The organism is Methylobacterium sp. PvR107, from assembly GCF_017833295.1.
Lineage (GTDB): Bacteria > Pseudomonadota > Alphaproteobacteria > Rhizobiales > Beijerinckiaceae > Methylobacterium.
The window spans coordinates 4,260,828-4,283,889 of record NZ_JAFIBW010000001.1 but is presented as its reverse complement, the minus strand read 5'-3'; the positions used below and the strand labels follow the sequence as shown (position 1 = coordinate 4,283,889).

Genomic DNA, 23,062 nt, shown 5'->3' with positions numbered 1-23,062 from the left:
GCGCTTCGGCACCCTAGGGTGAGAGCGCGGGTGGGATATGTCCCAAGCGATGGGTGGGGTTACTCCCCGCCCTCCTCACCGGCCAGCGACCATTCGCGGACCCGGGCGAGGTGGTCGTAAGCCCCGTATTTGCTCGCGAATTGCGGATAGGGCCGCGCCGTGTAGGCGGCCTCGCCGGTCATGAAGCGGGCCACCAGCCCGCGGAGCCGCTCGGCATGTTCGGCGACGATCGCCTCGACGCCGCGCTCCTCGCCCCGGGGCGGCTTCACGGGGATCGGCAGGAACGGCTTCCGGCCGCCGGAGGCATGGACGTAGAGCAGGTCCGGCACCGCCTTCACGGCCGGCAGATCCTTGAAGGCGCCGCGCATCAGCATCGCGGCTTCCAGGGTGAGCTGCGGCGAGAACCCGGAGAAGATCATCTTCGCCGAGGGCGGCGCGCCGGTCTTGTAATCGACGATGCAGGCGGTACCGTCGGCCCGCAGCTCGATCCGGTCGGCGCGGGCGCGCAGCGTGAAGGTCTCGCGCCCCATCGGGATCACCCAGCGCCCGGAGACTTCCGGGACGATCCGGGACAGGCCGGGCCGGCGCTGCGCCTCCCAGTCGAGATACGCCGTCGCCATGCGCTCGTAGCGCGGCCACCACTCGGCGTAGAGGTTCGGGTACTCCGCCTCGATGTCGGCGAAGGCGTTCACCGCGAGGTTCAGCAGGCGCACTGCCGAATCCGGCGGCAAATCCTTGGGATGGCAGCTGGCGAATTCCGCGAAGACGTCGTGCACCAGCGAGCCGCGGGTGGCGACGCCCGGCGCCGCCGCCAGCGGCTCGAGCGGGTCGAGCCCGAGCACGTGGCGGGCGAAGATGCTGTAGGGATCGCGGACCAGCGTCTCGATCTCGGTGACGCTGAGCGAGCGCGGGAACAGCGCCGGGTCCGGCTTCGGCGCGGGGCGCTTCAGCCGCGGCTCCGGCGGCGCCGCGTCGAGCCGGGCCGCGAGTCCGGTAAGCCGGCGCCCCGCCTCCAGAACGGTCTCCCAGCGGGGATCGCCCGCGAGGGCCCGCAGCCGCTGGATCAGCCGCGACGGCACGGTCGGCGCGCCCTCCCGCTTCAGCGCCCGGGTGATCACCGCGTCGCGGCAGCCGAGCGCGTGCACGAAGTCGTGGGCCATCTGGCCGATCCGCCGCTCGGGCGGGTTCAGGCCGACGCGCTCGCGCATCGGCCGGTTGAGGAACGAGTCGGTCAGCGTGCGCACCGGCCACACGCCCTCGTCCAGGCCGCCGAGCACGACCCGGTCCACCGACAGAAGTCGCGCCTCCAGCAGACCGAGGATGCGCAGCCGCGGATGCGGCGCCTCGCCGGTGCAGGCGACTTTGCGCTCGCGGGCCAGCGCGGTGAAGAAGGTGGCGTAGTCGTCGAACCGCCCCGGCATAAGGCCGGGCTCGGCCATCTCCAAGTCGTCGAACAGGGCGTCGAGACAGGACAGGGATCCGTCCAGATCCGCCTCGGGCGCGTCCTCCGGCCCGGCGATCAGGCGGTCGCAGGCTTCGCGGTGGCTCGTGGCCGTGGTGACGAGGTCGCAATCCCCTGCGCCGCCGGCACCCGGAAAATCCCGGAACACCTGATCGAGCCGATCGAGCAGGTCCGCGGCCAGCGCCCAGTCGATGTCCTTCAGGCGCCGTTTGGCCCGGGGCCGATGCTCGGGCGGACCGGCCTGCTCGGCGGCGAGGGCGTTGCGCAGGCCGTCGAAGCCCAGGGCCGGAACCGGACCGCGCAGCAGCCCGATCTCCAGGGCGGCCGCGCCCCGGACCACGTCCGCGCGGGGCAGGCCGAGATGGACCATCGGGTGCGAGAGCAGCGCGATCAGCCGGGCCGGGACCGCATCGGCCTGGTTGCGGGCGAGGTCGGCGGCAAGTTCGGCCGCGAGCCGGGCGAGCCGCCCGGCGGGGCTTCCGGCCAGCGCCAATCCGGCGGAATCCTCGGCCACGATGCCCCAGCGCAGCAGCTCGACGGCGACCCGGCCGGCGAGTCCCCGGTCGGGCGTGATCAGGGCCGCGGTGGCGCCAGGATTCTGCAGAATCTCGCGCAACGCCAGCGCCGCGACCAGCGCCTCCTCGCGCTCGTCGGCGGCCTCGGCCAGCGCCAGCCCCTCGAGACCCAGCCGCGCGATGGCGTCGCGCCCGATCGGGTCGAGGTCAGCCCACGCATCGGTGGTGTCGGCCGGACGCAGGGCCTGCGACAGGAGCGCGGCCCGCGCGGCCTGACCGGCATCGGGCTCACCGAGGGCCACGATCTCCGTGCGGCTCAGGTTGAGATTCTCCGGCCCGAGCAGCCGGTGCAGCACCGCCTGCGGGTGGCCATGGGCGATCACCCGGGCGAAGCCCTCACCGGTGTCGATGCCGTCCCAGCCGGCCGCGTCGAGGTCGAGGTCTAGGCCCGGCAGCACCACGGCGCCCCGGGGCAGCTTCGCCACGGCGGCGATGAGCCGGGCCGTGGCCGGCACCGAGCCCAGCGAGCCGGCCACGATCACCGGGTCCGCGGTCGCGCTGCGCGACAGGCGCCGCTCCTCGGCCAGGACAAGGCCGCGCGCGCGGGCGACCGGATCGGCCAGCCCGCGCTCGGCGAGCAGCTTCGGCCAGTTCTCGGCGGCGATCTTCACGAAGTCGAGGGTCAGGCCGAAGTAGCGGGAATATTCGGCCTCGACGGCGGCGCCGATCTCCGACCAGGGCAGGCCCTCGACGGTGAGCGCGTCCATGAGCCGTTCGAGATCGCCGGCGAGACCGACCGCGTCGGCGGGGGAGGACGGCACGAGGAACGGCACCTCCGCATCCAGCGGCAGCAGGGTCCGGTCGACGCTCTTGGCCCAGGCCTGGACGAGACGGGCGAGGATCAGCCGACGCTCGAGCGCCGGCATCGGGACGCTCAACGGGTCTGCATTCGGCTCCAGCAGCGGCTCGGCGGCGAGGTCGAGTTCCGCCTCGTCGGCCTCGCCGAGGGGGATCATCCGCGGCAGCAGGGTGGCCTGCCCGGGCGCGTCCCGGCCGAGCCGATCGGCCAGGATCGCGCTGAGCGCCCGCGCCGCGCGGCGGGTCGGCAGGTAGAGGGTGACGGCGGCCAGTGCCAGCGGGTCGTCCGCGACCGAGCCGACGAGACGGCCGGAGAGCAGCGCCTCGGCGAGCGTCGGCAGGAACGGAACGCCGCGGGAGATGGTGAAGACGGCCTGACGGGCTGACATGGTCAGGCTTCTACGCCCGCGGCGGGATCCCGGACAGGGGGCGATGGGCCGCTGCCGGGATCAAAGCGGCTGGCGGAGTGCGCGCACCGCGGCGGCCCCCGCGCGTCACGACTTCGGCGTGCGCCGCCCTGTGCCGCCGGCCCGGTCGTTCCGGGGCCGCGAAGCGGAGCCCGGAACCCAGACACGTCGACGCGGCCTGAGGCTGCCCTTTCAGCGGTTCTGGATTGCCCGCCTCCGGCATGCCCTTCCGGGTCCGGCCTCGCCTGCGGCGCCCCGGAATGGCGGCGGGCACAATGGTCCGGCCGGATCGCTTCACCCGCGAAGCGGGCCCTCGGAGGCGGGCCGGAGCAAGGTCGGGCGCGCCGAAGCCGGAGTCCCGCTCAGCCTTTCGCCCCCGCGGCGCCGTAGCCCGCGCGCCGGCCGAACACGACGCCGGAGGTCAGCCCCGAGCCGCCCGGATAGCCGTTGAAGAACACGCCACCGACCATCTCGCCGCAGGCATAGAGCCCGGGGATCGTGCTGCCGTCCGCGCGCTTCACGCCGCCGTCGTCGCCGACCTCGACGCCGCCATAGGTGAACGTGATTCCGCCCGTGACCGGATAGGCCTTGAACGGCCCCGTCCCGATGGTCTGCGCCCAGTTGGACTTCGGCAGAGGAAGCCCCTTGGTGCCGCGGCCGTCCTTCACGGTCGGGTCGAACGGCACGCTCTCGTCCACGGCGGCGTTGAACGACGCGATGGTCTGCCTGGCCGCGTCACGATCGATGCCGTCGAGCTTGTCGATGAGCCCGTCCAGGGTGTCGGCCTCGACGAAATGCGCGTCGTGGAACCGGTACTCGCTGTAGAGCAGGTGATCGACCTTGGCGTCGAAGATCTGCCACGCCACGTGCCCGGGCTGCTCCATGATCGAGCGGCCGAACTGGGCGTAGGTGTAGTTGCGGAAATTCTTGCCCTCGTCGACGAACCGCTCGCCGTTCGCGTTCAGCATCAGGCCCAGGAAGTAGCAGATCTTCCGGTAGTGCTTGCGCTCGCCGTGCGGCAGGTCGAGGTTGCCGTAATCCGGCGTGTGCAGGTCCATCGGCGTCGCGTGACAGCCGCCGTAGAAGCCGTGGGCCTTCGCACCGAGGTCTAGGGCCATCTGAAGCCCGTCCCCCTGGTTGTGCGGCGTGCCGCGGACCCGGGCCTTGTCCCAACCCGCGCCAATAAAGCGCGTGCGCAGGGCGGCGTTCGACTCGAAGCCGCCGCAGGCGAGCACAACGGACCCGGCACGGAACGCGCCCTGCGGCGTCTCCACGCCGACCACGCGTCCGTCCTCGACGAGCAGCCCCGTGGCCGGGCAGCCGTAGCGGATCTCGCCACCGGCCTTGGTGAAGGCCTCCAGCTCCGTCCGGGCGAGGCCGAAACCCTCGTCGTGGGTGGCAAGCGTCAGGCCGCCCCAGAAGACGAAGCGCCCGTCCTTCTCGAACGATTGCCGGGAATAGATCGGCTCGAACTTCACCCCTTGCGTCGCGAGCCAGCGCAACGCCGCGCCGCTCTCGTCGATCAGGATGCGCTGTTCGCGCGACAGCGGCCGCCCGTCGTTGAAGCCGAGCAGGTCCTCCTCGAACTTCTGCGCTGTGTAGGCGCCGAAATCGGTGCGCGGCAGGCGCGGGTCCTCGGGATCGACCAGCAGCGGGATCAGGTCGTCGTTGCCCGCGTAGACGAAGCGCATGGCGCCGGCCGTGTAGGCGGTGTTGCCGCCTGCCAGATCCTTCTCGGCCTTCTCGATCATCAGCACCGAAGCGCCGCGTTCCAGTGCCGCGAGGCCGGCACTCATGGCGGCGTTGCCGGACCCGACCACCACCACATCCCAACGATCATCAGCCGGACGCTGCATGCCTGCCTCCTCTCCACGAACCGCTCTTTCCGTATTGTATACGCCTGTATGCAATCTGCCGCAAGCATTCCGGACCGCGCGGTTTCGCGCTATGGCCAAGCTGAGGAGAGCCGGGATGAAGGCCAGCGAAGCGGAGCGCTCCAGCGGGGCCGGCGCCTATGAACGGCTGCTGCGCGCGATCGAGGAGGGCGAGCTCGCCCCCGGGAGCCGGCTGCGTGAGGCGGACCTCGCCGAGCGCTTCCAGATCAGCCGCACGCCGGTGCGCGAGGCGCTCGGTCGTCTGGAGGCGCAGGGCCTCGTCGCGCATGAGCCGCATCGCGGCGCCAGCGTGGCACAGCTCGACTACGGTCAGGTGAGCGAACTCTACGATCTGCGGGAGGTACTGGAAGGGACGGCCGCCCGCCTCGCGGCGATCCACGCCAGCGCGGTCGAGACCGAGATCCTGGAGGAGATGGTCGACCGGGACCGGACCCTGTTGGGGGACGCGGCGGCGCTGGCGCGCACCAACCGCCTGTTCCACCGTCAGATCCACGGCGCGGCGCGCAACCGCTTCCTGCAGGGCACGCTGGAGACGATGCGCCTGTCCCTGGTGCTGCTGCCGGGCGCCACGACCCTGGCGGCCCCCGATCGTGCCGCCGAATCCCTCGCCGAGCACGCCGCGATCGTGGCGGCGATCCGGGCCCATGACGGTGATGCCGCCGAGGCCGCGGCCCGGGCGCATATCCGCGCCGCCTTCAAGGCGCGGATCCGGATCTGGCAGGAGAGCTGACCGACCTCTGCCCTCAGGCGTGGGCGGGGGCGCGTTCCAGGCTTGCACTGCTCCGGAACAGCGCGAGTGTCGCGACGATGCCGCAGGCCGCCGCGGCCATCAGCCAGTAGCTCGGCGCCGCCCGGTCGCCGGTCTTCTCGATCAGGTAGGTCGAGACCATCGGGGTCGCGGTGCCGAACAGCGCGGTGGCGAGGCTGTAGGCCAGCGAGAAGCCGCTGGCGCGGACATGGGCCGGCACCACCTCGGAGAGCGAGACCACCATCGCGCCGTTGTAGACGCCGAAGAAGAACGAGAACCACAGCTCGACGGCGAGCATCTTGCCGAAGGTCGGGTCGGCCACGAGCCAGTGCAGGGTCGGGTAGGTCGTCAGCAGCGACAGGGTCGAGATCGTCAGCAGCACCGGCTTGCGCCCGATCGCGTCCGACAGGGCTCCGCCGACCGGCAGCCAGATGAAGTTGGTGATCGCTACGAACAGCGTCACGATCAGGCTGTCGGTCTCGGAGAGCTTGAGGACGTTCCTGCCGAAGGTCGGGGTGTAGACGGTGATCATGTAGAAGGTCACCGTGGTCATCGTCGTCAGCATCATGCCGAGCAGCACGATCCGCCAGTTGGCGGCCACCGTGGTCAGGATCTCGCGGGTGGTCGGATGGCGGGTCCGCTTGGCGAATTCCTGCGTCTCTTGGAGCGAGCGCCGGATGAAGAAGATGAACGGCACGATCAGGCAGCCGATCAGGAACGGGATGCGCCAGCCGAAATCGCCGAGTTGCTGCTTGGTCAGGAACGCGTTCAGCCCGTAGCCGATCACGGCGGCGAACATGATCGCCACCTGCTGGCTCGCCGACTGGAACGACGTGTAGAAGCCGCGCCGGCCCGGCGTGGCGATCTCGAACAGGTAGATCGAGACGCCGCCGATCTCGACGCCGGCCGAGAAGCCCTGCAGCAGGCGCCCGGCAAGCACGATCAGCGGCGCCGCGACGCCGATCGTGTCGTAGCTCGGGCAGAAGGCGATGAGCACCGTGCCGCTCGCCATGATGGCGAGCGTGATGATCAGGCCCTTCCGGCGGCCGATCCGGTCGATATAGGCGCCCAGCACGATCGCCCCGAGCGGCCGCATCAGCGCCCCAAGCCAGAACGTGCCGAAGGTCAGGAGCAGCTCGGTGGTCTCGTTGCCCGACGGGAAGAACGCCCGCGCGATGTAGGTGGCGTAGAACCCGAAGAGGAAGAAGTCGAACATCTCCAGGAAGTTGCCGCTCGTCGAGCGAAGGATCGCCCCGATCCTCGACTTGAGCGTGGCCCCGACGGCCCCGGGATCACCGGCCATGACGACGTCCTTTCCGGGTGCCCGTCAGGCACCGATCCACTTCATGGCGATGATCGTGCCGGTGACGGTCAGCGCGCCGCCGATCCGGGTGGCGATCTGCGCGAAGGGCATCAGCGCCATGCGGTTCGCCGCCGTGAGGATCGCAACGTCGCCGGTGCCGCCCTGGCCGCTGTGGCAGGCGTTCACGATGGCGGTCTCGATCGGGTACATCCCGAGCCAGCGGCCGACGAAGAAGCCGACGGTCATCAGCGTCACCACGGTCGACACGATGGTGATCAGGTTCACCAGCGTGAAGGCGGCCATCAGCTCGTTCCAGGGGGTGAGCGCCACGCCGATGGCGAAGAGCAGCGGGTAGGTCATCGAGACCTGCACGAACTTGTAGACGACGAAGCCGCCGGCCTGGAGATGCGGCGACACCGCGCTGGCGAGCTTGGCGAACACGGCCAGGAACAGCATCGCCACCGGCGCCGGCAGGCCGACGAGGTGGTGGGCCATGACGCCGAGCAGATAGAGGGTGATCGCCGTGAGCCCGGCCGCCGCGATCGTGGCGGGGTCGATCTGTCCTTTGGCGGCCTCGGCCCTGGCCTGCGCGTCGCTCGACTTGATCCCGTCCGAGTCGGGCTGGAGCCGCCCCTCGCCGGTGAGGTGCGGGTAGCGCTTGCCGACCGAGTTGAGCGTGCCCGACAGGATGATCGCCGTGAGGGAACCCAGCATCACCGGCGGCAGCACCTGGGCGAAGACCACGCCCTGCTGCAGGCCCAGGATCGCCGCATAGCCGATGGAGAGCGGGATCGCCCCCTCGCCGACGCCGCCCGCCATGATCGGCACGACGATGAAGAAGAACGTCTTGTACGGCCCGAGGCCGAGCAGCGTGCCGACCAGCGTGCCGACCAGGGCCGCCGCCACCGATCCGAGCGCGAGCGGCGCGAAGATCTTGAGGAAGCCCTTGATCAGGACCTCGCGGTCCATGCCGAGGATCGAGCCGACGATGATGGTGGCGATGTAGATGTAGAGGAAGTTGGTGAACTTGGTGAAGTCGGTGATCGCCTTCACCATCTGCGGCGGCACCAGCGCGTAATAGACCAGCGCCGAGGGGATGAAGGTCGCGAAGATCGCGCCGGCGCCGATGTTCTTCAGGATCGGGATCCGCTTCCCGATCTCCGCACAGGTGAAGCCGCCCATCACCAGCACGGCGATCATCGTCGGCCCGTCGGGCTTGATCTCGCCCTCCTGAACCAGAACGGTGAGTAGAATCGCCAGCACGGCGAAAATCGGTAGCGGTATGATGCCGATCTTGAGGTCGATGAGGCGCCACCAGCCTTCCGGCCAGATCCGGGCGGCGCGCGCCTCGGCCGGCGGGCTCTCGACCGGGGCTGGGATCGGCCTCGGCGACGCGGTGCTGGTCATGGACGTCCCCCCGGATGTCTGCCCGCGCGCCGGCAGTCTCGACCTCAGTCTCGCGGCGGCCGAAATCCGCCTCGGCCCGTCAAGGCCCGTACGGGCGGCGGAGATAAAGTGACATTCGGCGTATCAGCGCCGGCCGGGGGCGGCAACGCGCAGCCGGGAACAAAGCGCGCGACCTGTCCCGCGAACAGGGATTAAAAGTTGCGAGCCGGACGTTCTCAGCATCTTTATGCGTGCAAGTTGCCGCGGGCGGCCCAGCTTGGAGCCGGGCCGCGACGACGTGGTGCCGACGCCGGCGCCGAGACCGAAATCCCCGCGCCGGGCAGGGATCAGAAGTCGCGCTGGACGCGGAATCGGATCTGCGTCAGCGAATCCTGCGTCGCGGTGCGCGGGACGAAGGCGCCGCTGTTGATCCCGGCGACGTTGGCATAGGCCGTAGGGCTCTTGTCGGAGTCGATGACCCGGCCACTCTTGACGCCGACCTGCGTGTAGAACGCCTCGACGCCGATATCGAGGTCGCTCACCGGCGACCAGATCAGGCTGGCGCCAACCACGAACTGATAGGTGTCACGCAGCGCTTCGCTCAATTGGTAGAACCGGGTGCCGGGCACACCGACGGCGCTCGAGCCGAACGCGTTGCCGCCGTTCGGATTCGAGAGGCCGAAGAGCGTGCCCTGGGCAAGACGGGCGCTCCGGGTGAATCCCAGCTCGCCGTAGGAGCCGAACAGAGCCGAGCGCCACTCCGGCGACCAGTAATGCAGGTACGAGGCGACCGTCGAGAAGCCCGCCGAGGTCTGGAGCTGTCCGGTGAACGGGTTGATCGTCGCGTCGACGAAGGGCTGGTTGAATTTCTGACCGTCCCAGCCGCTGTTGGCCTGCGCGTAGCAACCGGCCACCATGCAGTATCCGATATACATCTGCCCGCCATTGGCATACGCGCCCTGCAGGTAGAGGGCGTCGCCGGCGCTGACCGCGGGCGCATTGATCTTCACGCCACCCTGCACGGCCCAACCCTGGACAGAGTTGGTGTGCGGGATCCCGGTGAGCACGCCGCCGGCGCCCGTCGCCGTGGCGGTGCTCAGGTTACCGACGTTGATCTCGTGCGTGGCGGCCGAGAGCTGGGCGGAGCCCCAGGCCTGATCGACGCGCAGGGCGGCGACGAAGTCGGGAAGACGCGAGCGCTGGACGCTGTCGACGTTGCCGTAGCGGGACGGGACGCCGTCGGCGTAGCCGACATAGACCGGGCTGATCGCGGGGGTGCTGCCGGTGGGCGCGAAGACCGGCGAGCGGGTGAAGACCGGGTCTTCGATCGACAGGGTCGCCGAGACGCCGTCGCCGAAGGTCGCCGTGTAGGCGAGCAGGTTGGTCGACGAATTATCCGAGCCGGCGGTGGCGCCGTAGAACTCGAAATCGTGGGCGTAGAAGTCGAAGAACGACGACGCGCGACCGGCTGTGAGGCCCGCGAATTGGATGAAGGCCTTGTCGACGTTCACATATTGCTGCGACCGTCCCCGCTCGTCCACGCCGAGGGCGCCGTAGGCTTGGGCGATGCGCAGCTGCGTGCCCGAATGGATGGTGCCGGTGCGCGACGCGGCATCGAGGCGGGCGAAGGCGCGCAGGGTTCCGTAGGCGGTCTGGGTGCGGGCATCGAGGTTGATGCGGAGCTGCCCCCTGTAGCCCGACGTGTCGCCGCCATTGGCCGCCTGCCGGCTGTAGCTGGTCTGATAGCCACCCTCGAATCGGGCGCGGCCCGAGATGCGCAGGCAGGTGTCGGTGCCGGGGATGTAGAAGAAGCCGGCGCCGTAGGCGGTGCAGACCCGGACGTACTCGATCGGAACCGCCTTCTTGACCGGCAGGTCGGCGGCGTGCGCGGCACCCATGACCGCCAACGTCGCAGCGGACCCGAAAAGAAAACGCTCGAACAGACGCATCATGACCCCCGGTCTTTAGAGAACGACAGCAGCTTCGCGAGACGCGGTCCGGATTTGAGAAGATGTTTCCGCATCCCTTTCTGTTTACAGTAGATGTTTTCTGCCTTATCCATGCCGAAATCATCGCGCCTGCGACGCTGCAATGTTCGCATCCGGCATTCAACGAAGAACTTGAAGTGCAGGAAACCAAGAATGATCTTGTTGCAATCGCGCAACGAAAGCCTTTGTCGATTTTTGCAGACCATTTACTGTTTTCAACTTATATATAACGTTCATAAGTATCGTGACTTTTCGAAAAAAAATACATCAGCAAAAAATCGGACTCTCATTTTCTTGGCTGCCGAGCGCGACGTCTTGGCCATAGCGGTCCGATGTTGCGATCGGGGGCCTGACCACGCGGCTATTTGGGCCGTGCTCCGGCCCTCGATGACGTTTGGTGATTCGCTGGCAGCGCCAGACGCCGGCCATCGATCGCGCGGGCACGGGGCCGGCGGCTAAAGCCGTTCTGGACCCGTTGGGTCGGCGTCGATGGACGCGCCCGTGCCGGATGAGGCGGATCCCCTTCCCGGGCAATTCTGGCTTGGGCGCCTCGGTGCGGATCTCGAGCAGGCCCGAGATGCATCGGGACAAGGACGAGGTGAGGGATCAGGTCTGTCCGGGCGAAGCGCGACCCGGGCTGCGCAGGAACGGCGCCTACGACCTTGAAGCCTCTTGTCCGTCACCCCGCGACCCTCTCCCGCATGGGAGAGCACCGTGCCGCGACCGTCACACCGGAGGCGCCCATCTTCCGGGCCGCTGCAACCCGATCGGGAACGGCACGAAGGGTCGGGGCGGATGCTCCCTGCCGCCTGATCAGAGCAGGTCAGGGTGACGCTGCGGGCAGCCAAAAAAAGAGCCCGGCGCAGAGCCGGGCTTCGAAGTCATGCTGCACAGGGCCGCCACCGGGGCTGAAGCTCCGGTGCCGGCGCTGCGGATCAGAAGTCGCGCTGGACGCGGAGACGGACCTGAGAGACCGAGTCCTGCGTCGCGGTGCGCGGTACGAAAGTGCCGTTGTTGATGCCGGCGACGTTGGCGTAGGCGGTCGGGCTCTTGTCGAGGTCGATCGCGCGCCCGCTCTTCACGCCGACCTGCATGTACAGAGCCTCCACGCCGATATCGAGATCGCGCACCGGCGACCAGATCAGGCTGCCACCCGCCACGAACTGGTAGGTGTCGCGCAAGGCCTGGCTCAGCTGGTAGAACCGCGTGCCCGGCACCCCGACGCCGTTGGTCCCGAAACTGTTGGCGCCGTTCGGATTCACGGCGTTGAAGATCAGGCCCTGGGCCAGACGCGCGCTGCGGGTGAAATCCTGCTCGCCGTAGGCACCGAAGATGGCGGAGCGCCATTCCGGCGACCAGTAATGCAGATACGATGCGACCGCCGAGAAGCTGGTCGACGTCTGCAGTTGGCCGGTGAACGGATTAACGGTCGCATCGGCGAAGGTCTGCCCGATCTTCTGAAGCTGGATTAGGGTATTGACCTGGAGATAGCAGCCCGTGAAGGCACAGTAGCCGGTATACATCTGGGCGCCATCCGCGTAGGCGCTCTGGAGATACAGGGCATCGCCCGGCGCGATGAACGGCGTGTTGATCTTCAGGCCACCCTGGACTGCCCAACCCTCGATGCTCTTGGTATGGGCGATGCCGGTGATCACGCCGCTCGCCGCGGGCAGCGGCGCCGCTGTGGTCAGGTTTCCGGTGTTCAGCTCATGGGCCGCGGCTGAGACCTGTGCGGAACCCCAGGCTTGGTCGACCCGCAGCGCGGCGACGAAGTCCGGCAGGCGCTCGCGCTGGATGTCGTCAACCGCGCTGTAGCTGGACGGAGCGCCGTTGGTGTAGCCCACGAAGACTGGGCTGACCGGCGCGGCGCCGGCCGCCGGCGAGAACACCGGGCTGCGGCGGAAGACGGGGTCTTCGATCGAGAGCGTCGCCGAGAGGCCGCCACCGGAAGCCACCGTGTAGGCAAGCAGGTTGGTCGACGAGACATCCGAGCCCATCGTGGCGCCGGCAATCTCGAAGTCGTGGGCATAGAAGTCGAAGAACGAGGAGGCGCGACCGGCGGTCAGCCCGGCGAACTGGATGAACGCCTTGTCAACGTTCACGTATTGCTGCGCGCGGCCGGCCTGATCGACGCCCGTGGCATCGTAGGCCTGTCCGATCCGCGCCTGGGTACCGGAGCGGTCGTAGCCGGTGCGCGAACCGGCATCGAGGCGCACGAAGGCACGCAGTGTGCCGTAGGCGGTCTGGGTGCGGGCATCGAGGTTGAAGCGCAGACGAGCCTGGTAACCCGAATCGTCGCCGGCGTTCGTGCCGGCCTGGCGCGTGTGGACGGTTCTGTAGCCGCCCTCGAACCGGGCGCGCCCCGAGACGCGCAGGCAGGTGTCGGTGCCGGGGATGTAGAAGAAACCGGCGCCGTACGCGCCGCAGACGCGGACGTACTCGATCGGAGCCTCCTTCTTGACCGGCAGGTCGGCGGCGTGTGCGGCACCCATGGCCGCGAATGCGGCTGCGGACCCGAGCAGCGAGCTCTTCAAGAGCGTCATAGATATCTCCAGTCTTTCGAGACCCGATGACGCCATTCTTCCAGCATAAACATGCCGTGAATGGCGATTTATAGTTTGATCGACGCCTCTATTAGCGCAATCAAATGGCCTCTCGCGTCCGAGAGGCCGCTTACATCGGCACAATGTTTGATCGTACGCGTTCCGATCAACTGTGAAGCTTCATGATTGCCAAAAATAGTCCGTTTTGTGGCGCCTCTGCCACAGTTTTAGTCAGCAATGTCTGTTATAGTCAGACGCATTCAAATACAATTAGTCTATAAATTTCCCAGACAGCGTATTTTTATTCAGAACATCAAGATCAATCGAAGCGGATTTACAGGGCCGTGGCCGCGCTCCGCCGCCGAGCACAAAGGATTGCTGCGGCGCCTCGGATCGCGGGGACAAACGGCGCAGAAATGGCGCCCCGAGGCGCGCCGGAAGCAACCGGAACAACGACTCAACGAGAGGCGAGCCGAATCGGCGGGTCGATCAGCGCGGGGCCTCCGACCCGATCGCGGATCAGTCGGCGCTGCGGGGGGATCGATTTCGATTGGCACGGTCGGGGCGCGTTACGCGGCTCCGACCAATTGCACGCGGCTGGACCGCGTTCGGCTCGGGACGCCGCAGCGCGGGACACAGGCCGGCTCGCTCCCGCGACCACACCGCGAGGGCCATCGGGGCGGCGGCGCGATCGCGACGGATGCGGCGCGACGCGATCCGGATGCGACACAGCCTCAAGGGGCGGGCGCTCGGTGGCCGACCGGGAACGGGCAGCCGGAGGCCGGCATCCGGGATGCGGTCACGGCCAACCGAAGCCGTGCGGGGCGCAGGCTGGGGCCCTCGGCATCCGACCGGGCGGGGTCATCCTGGAATGGCTGCGCGCATAGAAAAAGGCCCGGCCGAAGCCGAGCCTTGAGGTCCGTGCAGCACGGGAACCGCCGGGGCCATGGCCCCGGCGTTGTGGATCAGAAGTCGCGCTGAACGCGGATTTTGACCTGCGAGACCGAGTCCTGCGTCGCGGTGCGCGGGACGTAGGTGCCGGCGTTGATCTGGGAGACCAGGTTGTAGGCGCCCGGGCTCTTGTCGAGGTCGATCGCGCGGCCGTTCTTCAGGCCGATCTGCGTGTAGAAGCCCTCCACGCCGATATCGAGGTCCTTGACCGGCGACCAGATCAGGCTGGCACCCGCGACGAACTGGTAGGTGTCGCGCAGAGCCTGGCTGAGCTGGTAGAACCGGGTGCCCGGAACGCCGACGGCGTTCGTGCCGAAGCCGGGGGCGCCGGCGAGACCGCTCACGAGGCCGTAGATCGCGCCCTGAGCCGCACGCGCGCTCTGCGAGAAGCTCTGCTCGCCGTAGGAGCCGAAGACGGCCGAGCGCCATTCCGGCGTCCAGTAGTGCAGGTACGACGCGACGGCGGTGAAGCTCTGCGAGGTCTGCAGCTGACCGGTGAACGGGTTGATCGTCGCGTCCGCGAAGTACTGAGCGAACTTCTGGCCCTGGATGGTGGTCGTGCTCTGGATGTAGGAGCCGGTGTACTGGGAGTAACCGGTGTAGAGCTGCGCGCCGTCGCCGTAGGCGCCCTGCAGGTAGAGGGCGTCGCCCGGGGCGATGAACGGGGTGTTGATCTTCACGCCGCCCTGGATCGCCCAACCCTGGGTGTTCTTGGTGTGGGCCGGCACCAGGATGGGCCCGGCGCCGAGACCGCCGGCATTGGCGGCGCTCGACAGGTTGCCGGAATTCAGCTCGTGGGTGGCGGCCGAGATCTGGGCCGAACCCCAGGCCTGGTCGAGGCGGACGACGCCGACGAAGTCGGGCAGACGCGACTTCTCGATGCTGTCCACCAGTCCATAGCGACCCGGACCAACGAAGATCGGCGTCGGCTGGACGGTCACGCCGAAGTTCGAGGCGCTGCCGGTGGAGACGGTCGGCGAGACGGCGAAAGGCGAGAAGATCGGGGTGCGGCGGAAGACCGGATCTTCGATCGAGATCGTGGCCGACAGGCCGTTGCCGACCGTCGCCGTGTAGGCGAGCAGGTTGGTCGAGAACACGTCGGAGCCCGCAGTGGCGCCGCCGATCTCGAAGTCGTGGGCGTAGAAGTCGAAGAACGAGGAGGCGCGACCGGCGGTCAGTCCGGCGAACTGGATGAACGCCTTGTCGACGTTCATGTACTGCGAGGCGCGGCCGAACTGGTCGGTACCGATGCCGGCATAGGCCTGGCCGATACGCTGCTGGGTGCCGGACTGGCCGACGCCGGCGTAGCCGGTACGGGAACCGGCGTCCAAGCGGACGAAGGCGCGGAGCGTGCCGTAGGCGGTCTGGGTGCGGGCATCGAGGTTGATGCGCATCCGGCCCTGGTAGCCCGCGGTGTCGCCGATGTTGTTGCCGTACTGGCGCGAGTAGCTGGTCTGGTAGCCGGCATCCAACCGGGCGCGGCCCGAGATGCGCAGGCAGGTGTCGGTGCCGGGGATGTAGAAGAAGCCGGCGCCGTAGGCGGTGCAGACCCGGACGTACTCGATCGGAACCGCCTTCTTGACCGGCAGGTCGGCGGCGTGCGCGGCACCCACCGCCGCGAATGCGGCTGCGGACCCGAGCAGCGAGCTCTTCAAGAGCTTCATAGATATCTCCAAAGCTTCGAGACCCGATGATGCGGACGTGCCCGGTTTTCCGGGTCTAGCCGCACGTTCTGTAGGTTTGGCCTGCGTCTTGAGCGGCAGGCTCCTGCGGGCTCTCGCTTGGCGATGCCCCCGTGCACCTTCACCATGGGCGAACAGGTTTCGGCCGGCAACGAGGATTCTGATCTGGCTTGGCTGTTCCGACGCGATGTTGCCGCCTGGCAACAATTCCGGGGTGACTTAGCCGGCAATTCCGCAATCACCGCAGCCGGATGCCAATTCGCAGCGCGTTTCTGGCGCGTTTTCGCTCACGAAATGCCCGGCCTCCCGTTTCCGGCAGTCCGGGCGCGATTCGCGGGCGGTACCCGCCCGGTCCGCGGTCGCGATGGGTCACATCGGCGGCGTCAGGCCATCCTTGCCGACGGCCACGCGGCGGGCCGTGATCGTGCCGTCCGTGTCGCGCCCCACCACGACGAAGGCTTTGGCGCCGGCCGTGAGAGCGGCCTTGTCGGCCGGCTCGAAGGTCACCACCGGCGCCTGGGGCGGAACCAGGATCTGGATGGACTGGCCCTGGCCGTAATCCACCGTCAGCGTGCGCTCCGCGCCGCCGCCGCTGGCTTTGACGGTGCCGTTTGTCATGGTGCTCTTGACCCGGGGCGCGTCCGGCGCGGTGGAGGCCGGTGCCGCCGTCACGGTGCCGTTGGTCATGGCGCTCTTGACCTGGGAGCCGCCGGCCGTCCGGTCCGGGATCATGTCCCAATCGTAGTGTCCCTCTCCGGTGCCGCGCATCGCCTCGGGGAAGAGCACGACCTCGAGGGCCACCGGCGGCTCCCCCTTTGTGGCGGTGCCGATGAACACGCCGTCCTTGATCTGATCCAGGTGGGCCGGCACGACCCACGAGACCTTGGCATCCGAAGCCAGCGCGATTCGCTCGGACTTGCCGTCGGCCGTCTTCAGCGTGAAGCCGTTGCCGTCGGGCGCCTCGATCGTTCCGCGCAAGCGCTCGACCTTCGTGGCGGCCCGCGCTCCGGTCGCGGCGGTCAGCAGGCCCGCCAGGGCGAGCATAAAGAGTTTCGACATCATGGGATCCCTTCGCCGGCAGGATTGCCGCGGCGGGCGGGACCTGGGGCAGGAAGCGCCGGTGTCAGCCCCGGCGGCCCTGTGACATCGCGACCGGTTCGGAGCGCGGACGCTCAATCGGGCTGCCGGAGCCGTGCCTGAAACGGCGCGGCCGACGCCTCCGCGGCCGCCTCGAGGGCCCGGTACTGCGTCGCCGGACGCCGGGCGCCGGCCCGGTCCGACCGCCGGTCTGCGCCTCGACGACCGGGGGGCCGAACCCCGTGTTCATCGCCTCCACGAGCAGCCACGCGCAGCGGTCGGACATCCCCCGCGCACGGCCCGCAGCCGCGATCGAGCCGTGCTCTGCGATCAACGCCAGAAGGCGGACTTTGCCGAGCCCGAGCCGGTGCCCGGGACCGAAATCGATGCGGATGCTCAGACGCGGCGAGCATTCCGCCGGAGTGTCGACGACCCCGCTCAGGCGGGAAGCGCCAGCATGGCGAGCCCGACCGCGGCGACGCCCGCCCCAAGGGCCGGGGCGGTGCGGCCGGCACCGAAGCGTGTCGCGCCGATCCCGAGGCCCATGCCGGCCGCGTGGAGAAGCGCTGTGGCGGCCAGGAAGCCCAGACCGAAGGACAGACCGGAGGCGGTCTCCGGCATCTCGGCGCCGTGGGCGTAACCGTGGAACACCGCGAACACCCCGACCAGGGCAGTGAGCAGGGCGACCGGTGCCCGCAGGCCGACAATAGCCGCGAGGCCGAAGACGACGATCGAGAGCGCGATGCCGGTTTCGGCATAAAGCAGCGCGATCCCGGTCATGCCGAGCCCGGCCCCCGCGCTCATCAGCACCAGGAACGCCAGCGGCAGGGCCCAGAGCGCCCGCCCGCCGCGCAGCGCCGCCAGCAGGCCGACCGCGACCATCGCCAGGATGTGGTCGGCGCCCATCAGCGGGTGCAGGAATCCCGCCTGGGCACCGCTGGCGACGCCGTGACCCGGATGCGCGAGCGCCGCCTGCGGCAGCAGCGCAAGCGCGGCGGGAAGCGCGGCCAGAGGAGCGGCGAGTCGAACTGTGAGCAGGCGCTTCATGGGAGGTCCTTCGCTGGTCCCGGGAAGATGTAGCGCCGTTTCTAGGCCGGAGCGAGGGCCGCCCGCGCCGCTACAGAGTCATCGCCTCGTGGACCGCGCTCGGCTCGAACGGCTCCAGGAAGGCGGCCCCGACCCCATGGGTGAAATGACGCATCACCCGGGCAAGCTTCCGCCCGACCTGGATCGTTGCGCCGATCTCGAGCGATTGCTCGACCAACAGCGCGACGCCGGAGGCCGAGATGTTGAGCACGTGCCCCGAGACGCCTCGGCCGCCATCCAATGTGACCTGGACGACCTTCTGCTTCGGCACGATGCGGTGATGCGTGCGCACGACCTCGGGCCGCAGATCCTGAGCCCGCGCCAGCGTGACGAACTGGCGGGCCAGATCGGTCAACGCCGAGCGACCGCCCCGGACCGAGACGGTGAATTCCTCGCCGACCGCCCGGTCGATCCGCGCCTCCAGAAGGCCGATGTGGCGGATGCTGCAGGTGAGATCCTCGCCCGGGCTCAGCCGGGATGAGGACCGGAAGCGGATGCCATCGGTCGAGACATCCGTGGTGATGGCATAGAATTCCCGTCGACGCTGGTTCCAGCACAGGGCAGGCAAGATGACGTGATGTCGTTGGCCATTCATGCCCGTCAACGCCGTACCTGAAACATGGCTGCGTTGTCCGCTGGATCGACCTGACGACACATTCAGGAAGTCCGTAAAATTGAGATCATCCTCGATCTCGTGTGGTCTCTTCTTTGGAGCGCGTCCGACTCAAGGGTTCATTCGGAAACCCGCCGGAGGCGGGATGTCATGACAAAGCGCTGGAGCGGCGCAGCCGGTTCTAGTGCATACAAAATGCATATTGACCGATTGGCATGGATGCTGCCTTGGGATTGTACGCTCGTAACGTCAACCTACAATCAAAAAACCATCTTCTTTTCAGGGCCTTAGGGATGCTTAGTCTACCATTTCTGGCCATCGAACGGAAGGTGAAAAAGAAGCAGTTTTCGAGGGTCGGTGTGACAGATTGTGACCGAAGGATCGCGCACGAATCATAGCGGGAGGCCGATTCGACGTTCCCCCACCAATAGGATGAGCACCAGACAGCCATAGGAGTGAGCATCAGCCGACGATCCGAGAATGGCCCGAAGCTATAGGGGATCGCTGTTGTACGCTTCGAAGGACCACCACGAACTAATCGGGTGATGCGCCCTTCTGACGTGAGACCTCTGTTTCCTCCGTGTCCTTCCCTAGCTTCTTCGCCCACCATACGTCTATGATGCGGTCGATACGGCCACCAATCCCCAGGAGCAGGAGCAGCAGAATCAGCCCAACCGTAACGGGCAAGTAGGCGCCGAGACCGCACGCAATACCGAGAGCGGCCGTCACCCATATGGCGGCTGCTGTGGTCATTCCATGGACGTGCGATTTGCCGGCGCCTTTGACAATGACACCCGCGCCCAGGAAGCCAATGCCAGTGATGACGCCTTGAATGGCTCGGCTGGCGTTCGCATCGGTGTCAGCTGGCGAGAATCCAGAACCCGCCATCGTCACAAGAGCAGCCCCGAGACCGACCAACCCAAGCGTGCGAACACCGACAGGCTTGGCGTGCATCTCCCGATTGAAACCGACCACCATGCCGGCGACCACAGAGGCCCCGAGACGCAGGCACAGGTCGGTCGCGGTCATCATCATCATCGGCGGACCGCTGATTCAGCCCTCAAGCTTGGAAAAGGGTGCGTCGCTGTCCCCACTCATCAGGCGCGGAGAGAGTTGGCGAAATGACCACGGAGTGTCGGGAACAGCCCTATCGAACCGGAGCGCCACGTCAAAACGGTCCGAATCCCACTTGGTAGGAACGCCGGGAATGATCTGATCACCCTTCAAGGCGGGGATCAGATCCGTAACGATGGCCTTGTGCTCCCAGAAGACGATCACGACCCCGGTCAGCTTCCGAATCTCTTCCTCCAGCTCGTGTTCCTGTGAGACCTCATAGTCAGCTTTAAGACGGAGCTGTAGGCGTTCGGCCAAAGGTGTCGCTGTTTCGAACGGACGGTGGCTGAACTTTGCCTTCTTCGTCACCGGCTCAGGCTTGGCCGCATAGATGACGTTGGGGCGGGGATAGTCGGCGCTGGACAGGTCCGACCCGAATAAGGCCGCCCAAGCCCCCGCCCTTTGCCATCCCCGGATCACAAGCGACTTATCGTCGGTGATGCCGTCAGCCGTAGTGCCATCGCCAGGAAAGCTACCGCCCGGCTTCTCAGCGTGACGGATGAACATGACGGTCAGTGCGGACATGGGGGCTCAGTGACTCAGTTGCTGGTCGCTTGGTGATGTGTCGGTTCCGGGTAGGAGATAGAGGCCGTTATCAAGCCTCACAGGGCAACGAAGACGGCCGAACCCCGAACCGTCCCGATCCACTCCCATCTCATTGAACAGGGCTTTCGGGCGTTCGTGGAAGCGTGCGGCCCCGGTCAGCTGTTCTTCGAACCTACTCGACACGGAAAGCGGTCCCTGACTACTCCGGGGGAACTGAGAGGGCACAAGGTCGGCAAGTGGGTGCGTGCGGCCATCAACCTCGATCCGGGCGTCGATCCCAATCACGGCTGGCGGCACACATGGAAGACCCGTGCCTTAGGAGCTGGCATCGAGGAACGTCTACGCGACGCCATCACCGGCCATCGTGTTGCATCTGTGGGTCGGCGATATGAAACACCCACCCTCGAAATGCTGACGGACGCGATAGACCGCTTCCCTCGTTATAATACCACTGGTGGAATAGCGGACGGAGCATGGTTGAAGCTTGAGCCAATGTTCATACGATATTAGGGCGAGCAATGAATCACCCATCAAGCATGTCATATCCAAGTGGAAGGAACTTCGTTAATTCGTCGACGTGGCCAGTCTGGAATTCATCTTTGCAATACAGACTCCAGGCCTCAAGGAAGCTCCTGTTCATCCTAGCAGGCGAATAATACGAGTTGACGCGCATATTAATCGCCGGACCGACGCGCTGCAATTCAAGTTCGAGTCTTCTACATGCAAAACTTATCATTGAGAGTGACAATAAAGACGTCTTTGAAATCTCGTTTGGCTCAAGGTCCCTTCGATATATTGACCCAAGTTTTTGAGCATAGTCCTCCGGCAGTCTTGACAGATCAACAGAGACTATTGCAGCATGTAAACGGAATCGAGTATTATGAGTTGCATCCATCAATGAACCGAAAATCATGTATCTGAACAACATTGCACTGACCAGCGAAACGCTTTCCGCACCAACAATCCTGCGGGCGGTACTAAATGATATCGCCTTTATGCCTATGGAAGGATCCAAAAGTTCATCCAAAGCGTTCTGCTGAGATAGGCCGTAACTAAGATGACGCTCGGCAGCTTCCGGGATTAGAATCATCGACGACTTAAAATATATATAACTTCTGCACTCCGGGTGATCAAGTATTGCCGGATCAAAATCGAATTGTCCGGCCTTGATACTCTGGATGATTTGAGACTCGACGTGAGCATCTTCTTCAAAGCTTACGCTCACACTATCAAGGGATGTAAATTTTTTGAAAGTTTCGCTAACCCTACTACCCAACGCTCTCCTGATTTGCTGAGAAGCCGTTTCGGGAATTTTTATGCTTATTTGCTGACCACTTATAGATATGCGAGTCATCGCAATAATTTCATGCTGATCTTGTGGAAAGGCCTCGTATAGGTCTTCCCGGATGATATTGTTTTCTAAAAAAAACTTTCGTGTAGCCACGAGATTTGCCGGAGTCTCCGCAAAAATTTTCATTTTGAGACGAGTCACCTCATTTTTATCCTCCACGTATTTCGCGACGCTGGACGCAAATGCAGGCGTCATTTCTAACTCGCCGACATCAAGATGCTCTTTCATTTTAATTTTTAGAGCTTCCTTATTGCCAAAGAAGGGCGCCGAACCGCCTGCAAAGATTCCAAACAAAACAGGGTCACCAATACGCCTTATAACAATTTCGGGATAGACAATTTTTCGGATGATGGGTGGCGCTTTGTCGAACGAAATTATTTCATCGTTTATTCCGGCGACCTGAATCAAAAGTGCATCACTATCTAAATCCTGAAATACCGGAATTAAAAAAGTAGGTGGATCTATGTCTATTTCTAAGTATCCGATAAGTTTTTTTGGAGCGTCGCATTCATTAATATCGTCAGACATATGTCTACACTCTATTGCTTACAATGAAGTTCTTCACTTTTTCATATATTGTATTCATAAGCTCAGAAGGCTTATAAGTTGCTGGCATATCGTACATGATAGCAGTGGCGGCAAATTCGTTTTCAATGTTAGTTATTACTTCGGCAGTAAAGAAGCGCGACGGCAGGATCACGGCTCGAAGCTGCCCAGCGATGTCAATGTCTTTATCGAATTGCACTTCCACAGCATTGACCCTTTCGTCTAACGCTGAGTTAGATCGATGGTGAACAAGATGGTAGTATGCCTCGACATAATGCTTTTGAGATTTTTGCAATTCGTCCAAATCAACAACGCCATGACTTGGTCTATTGTCCAAGTAAGACATCTCGTCTCCATAGAAGCATTTAATCAACTTCATCGGAGAGTCGGGATCTACGTCAAGAGCAAATCTACTCCTATCCATGCTCTTGTGAATTGTTTCTTTCAGCATACCGTCATGGTGCGCCCCCGTATCGAACGGCATGATTCGATATGCGCTTCCCAATAGATCCCTATCGAATATAAGACAAACTGGCGCAAAAAAAGAAGCTGACGTATGATTTATATTAGAGTTTACACGGAAAGATGGTCTACCATAGAACATGTATAACAATTTCTCGCCATTGTAGACGGAGTCTTCTTTCGTTTCAAGACGCTTGCTATCTCTAATAAGCTGCAATGTGAACTTGTCGGTTGTGTGAACCAGCGGCAACTCGCCTCTGTCGCAGCTAAATTCTCTAATATAATCCATCAAGTCTGACATCGCGCTCTTATTCCTCCGCTTCTGATCTTATTCGGCCAAGCTTTCAATCGATATAGCCGCATCTCACAACTACTTACACCTGTCGCAGAAAGCGTAAGACATTATCGCAACATATCGCAGGCGACGAATACCTGAACGTATGTCATTAGCGTATACTCATAAGAGACATTGGCACGAGACACACCGGGGGCATTCCAGACGTCTTTTTAGCATCGACTCTAGCGTTCCG

At 65.2% G+C, this 23,062-nt stretch carries 16 protein-coding genes; 2 read left to right on the top strand and 14 right to left on the bottom strand.

Annotation, left to right across the window (positions count from 1 at the left end; genetic code table 11):
* Window positions 1-59 precede the first annotated feature (59 nt).
* Both addB and tcuA read right to left on the bottom strand, forming a co-directional pair.
* A complete protein-coding gene (addB, locus tag JOE48_RS20165) occupies window positions 60-3,224 on the bottom strand; it encodes a double-strand break repair protein AddB (RefSeq protein ID WP_210032416.1) in 3,165 nt (1,054 codons plus the stop codon).
* Window positions 3,225-3,604: 380 nt separating this feature from the next.
* Window positions 3,605-5,098 carry an FAD-dependent tricarballylate dehydrogenase TcuA gene (gene tcuA, locus JOE48_RS20160; protein WP_210032414.1) on the bottom strand — a complete coding sequence of 498 codons (1,494 nt, stop codon included), beginning with the start codon at window positions 5,096-5,098 and terminating at the stop codon, window positions 3,605-3,607.
* A 115-nt stretch (window positions 5,099-5,213) separates the two neighbouring features.
* Here tcuA and JOE48_RS20155 point away from each other — a divergent pair, with 115 nt between their 5' ends.
* Window positions 5,214-5,867, top strand: a complete 654-nt coding sequence (locus JOE48_RS20155; protein WP_210032412.1) for a GntR family transcriptional regulator — start codon at window positions 5,214-5,216, stop codon at window positions 5,865-5,867.
* Window positions 5,868-5,880: 13 nt separating this feature from the next.
* Here JOE48_RS20155 and JOE48_RS20150 read toward each other — a convergent pair whose 3' ends face one another.
* The 3 genes from JOE48_RS20150 to JOE48_RS20140 form a co-directional block, all read right to left on the bottom strand.
* Window positions 5,881-7,188 (bottom strand): MFS transporter, encoded by a 1,308-nt coding sequence (locus tag JOE48_RS20150; protein WP_210032410.1) that lies wholly within the window; start codon window positions 7,186-7,188, stop codon window positions 5,881-5,883.
* Between the two features lie 24 nt (window positions 7,189-7,212).
* On the bottom strand, window positions 7,213-8,595 hold the full coding sequence (locus JOE48_RS20145) for a 2-hydroxycarboxylate transporter family protein (RefSeq protein ID WP_210032409.1): 1,383 nt from the start codon (window positions 8,593-8,595) through the stop codon (window positions 7,213-7,215).
* Between the two features lie 326 nt (window positions 8,596-8,921).
* The gene (locus tag JOE48_RS20140) at window positions 8,922-10,523 is read right to left on the bottom strand and encodes a porin (RefSeq protein ID WP_210035930.1); all 1,602 of its coding nucleotides are present in this window, start codon (window positions 10,521-10,523) and stop codon (window positions 8,922-8,924) included.
* Between the two features lie 62 nt (window positions 10,524-10,585).
* Between JOE48_RS20140 and JOE48_RS20135 the strand changes: the two genes are divergently transcribed.
* Window positions 10,586-10,792: a hypothetical protein gene (locus tag JOE48_RS20135; RefSeq protein ID WP_210032408.1), complete on the top strand. Its 207-nt coding sequence runs from the start codon at window positions 10,586-10,588 to the stop codon at window positions 10,790-10,792.
* A gap of 705 nt (window positions 10,793-11,497) precedes the next feature.
* Here the strand turns inward: JOE48_RS20135 and JOE48_RS20130 are convergent.
* The 9 genes from JOE48_RS20130 to JOE48_RS20085 form a co-directional block, all read right to left on the bottom strand.
* Window positions 11,498-13,105: a porin gene (locus tag JOE48_RS20130; protein ID WP_210032407.1), complete on the bottom strand. Its 1,608-nt coding sequence runs from the start codon at window positions 13,103-13,105 to the stop codon at window positions 11,498-11,500.
* A gap of 965 nt (window positions 13,106-14,070) precedes the next feature.
* Entirely contained in the window at window positions 14,071-15,720 is a 1,650-nt protein-coding gene (locus JOE48_RS20125; protein ID WP_210032406.1) for a porin, read from the bottom strand.
* A 387-nt stretch (window positions 15,721-16,107) separates the two neighbouring features.
* Window positions 16,108-16,797 carry a metal ABC transporter permease gene (locus JOE48_RS20120; protein ID WP_210035929.1) on the bottom strand — a complete coding sequence of 230 codons (690 nt, stop codon included), beginning with the start codon at window positions 16,795-16,797 and terminating at the stop codon, window positions 16,108-16,110.
* 456 nt (window positions 16,798-17,253) lie between these two features.
* On the bottom strand, window positions 17,254-17,862 hold the full coding sequence (locus JOE48_RS20110) for a HupE/UreJ family protein (RefSeq protein ID WP_210032405.1): 609 nt from the start codon (window positions 17,860-17,862) through the stop codon (window positions 17,254-17,256).
* 70 nt (window positions 17,863-17,932) lie between these two features.
* Complete coding sequence (locus tag JOE48_RS20105; RefSeq protein ID WP_210032404.1) at window positions 17,933-18,496, bottom strand: PilZ domain-containing protein; 564 nt, start codon at window positions 18,494-18,496, stop codon at window positions 17,933-17,935.
* Between the two features lie 552 nt (window positions 18,497-19,048).
* Window positions 19,049-19,552, bottom strand: coding sequence for an MgtC/SapB family protein (locus JOE48_RS20100; protein WP_245252893.1), 504 nt, complete (start codon window positions 19,550-19,552; stop codon window positions 19,049-19,051).
* A gap of 15 nt (window positions 19,553-19,567) precedes the next feature.
* On the bottom strand, window positions 19,568-20,152 hold the full coding sequence (locus JOE48_RS20095; RefSeq protein WP_210032403.1) for a histidine phosphatase family protein: 585 nt from the start codon (window positions 20,150-20,152) through the stop codon (window positions 19,568-19,570).
* Between the two features lie 544 nt (window positions 20,153-20,696).
* Window positions 20,697-22,052, bottom strand: a complete 1,356-nt coding sequence (locus JOE48_RS20090; protein ID WP_210032401.1) for a hypothetical protein — start codon at window positions 22,050-22,052, stop codon at window positions 20,697-20,699.
* A gap of 4 nt (window positions 22,053-22,056) precedes the next feature.
* Window positions 22,057-22,833 (bottom strand): hypothetical protein, encoded by a 777-nt coding sequence (locus tag JOE48_RS20085; RefSeq protein ID WP_210032399.1) that lies wholly within the window; start codon window positions 22,831-22,833, stop codon window positions 22,057-22,059.
* Window positions 22,834-23,062: the final 229 nt, after the last annotated feature.

Bases quoted from the DNA above. Each gene is read 5' to 3' on its own strand.
- addB (WP_210032416.1), bottom strand. From the start codon at position 3,224: ATGTCAGCCCGTCAGGCCGTCTTCACCATCTCCCGCGGCGTTCCGTTC.
- tcuA (WP_210032414.1), bottom strand. From the start codon at position 5,098: ATGCAGCGTCCGGCTGATGATCGTTGGGATGTGGTGGTGGTCGGGTCC.
- JOE48_RS20155 (WP_210032412.1), top strand. From the start codon at position 5,214: ATGAAGGCCAGCGAAGCGGAGCGCTCCAGCGGGGCCGGCGCCTATGAA.
- JOE48_RS20150 (WP_210032410.1), bottom strand. From the start codon at position 7,188: ATGGCCGGTGATCCCGGGGCCGTCGGGGCCACGCTCAAGTCGAGGATC.
- JOE48_RS20145 (WP_210032409.1), bottom strand. From the start codon at position 8,595: ATGACCAGCACCGCGTCGCCGAGGCCGATCCCAGCCCCGGTCGAGAGC.
- JOE48_RS20140 (WP_210035930.1), bottom strand. From the start codon at position 10,523: ATGCGTCTGTTCGAGCGTTTTCTTTTCGGGTCCGCTGCGACGTTGGCG.
- JOE48_RS20135 (WP_210032408.1), top strand. From the start codon at position 10,586: ATGTTTCCGCATCCCTTTCTGTTTACAGTAGATGTTTTCTGCCTTATC.
- JOE48_RS20130 (WP_210032407.1), bottom strand. From the start codon at position 13,105: ATGACGCTCTTGAAGAGCTCGCTGCTCGGGTCCGCAGCCGCATTCGCG.
- JOE48_RS20125 (WP_210032406.1), bottom strand. From the start codon at position 15,720: ATGAAGCTCTTGAAGAGCTCGCTGCTCGGGTCCGCAGCCGCATTCGCG.
- JOE48_RS20120 (WP_210035929.1), bottom strand. From the start codon at position 16,797: ATGTCGAAACTCTTTATGCTCGCCCTGGCGGGCCTGCTGACCGCCGCG.
- JOE48_RS20110 (WP_210032405.1), bottom strand. From the start codon at position 17,862: ATGAAGCGCCTGCTCACAGTTCGACTCGCCGCTCCTCTGGCCGCGCTT.
- JOE48_RS20105 (WP_210032404.1), bottom strand. From the start codon at position 18,496: ATGAATGGCCAACGACATCACGTCATCTTGCCTGCCCTGTGCTGGAAC.
- JOE48_RS20100 (WP_245252893.1), bottom strand. From the start codon at position 19,552: ATGATGATGATGACCGCGACCGACCTGTGCCTGCGTCTCGGGGCCTCT.
- JOE48_RS20095 (WP_210032403.1), bottom strand. From the start codon at position 20,152: ATGTCCGCACTGACCGTCATGTTCATCCGTCACGCTGAGAAGCCGGGC.
- JOE48_RS20090 (WP_210032401.1), bottom strand. From the start codon at position 22,052: ATGTCTGACGATATTAATGAATGCGACGCTCCAAAAAAACTTATCGGA.
- JOE48_RS20085 (WP_210032399.1), bottom strand. From the start codon at position 22,833: ATGTCAGACTTGATGGATTATATTAGAGAATTTAGCTGCGACAGAGGC.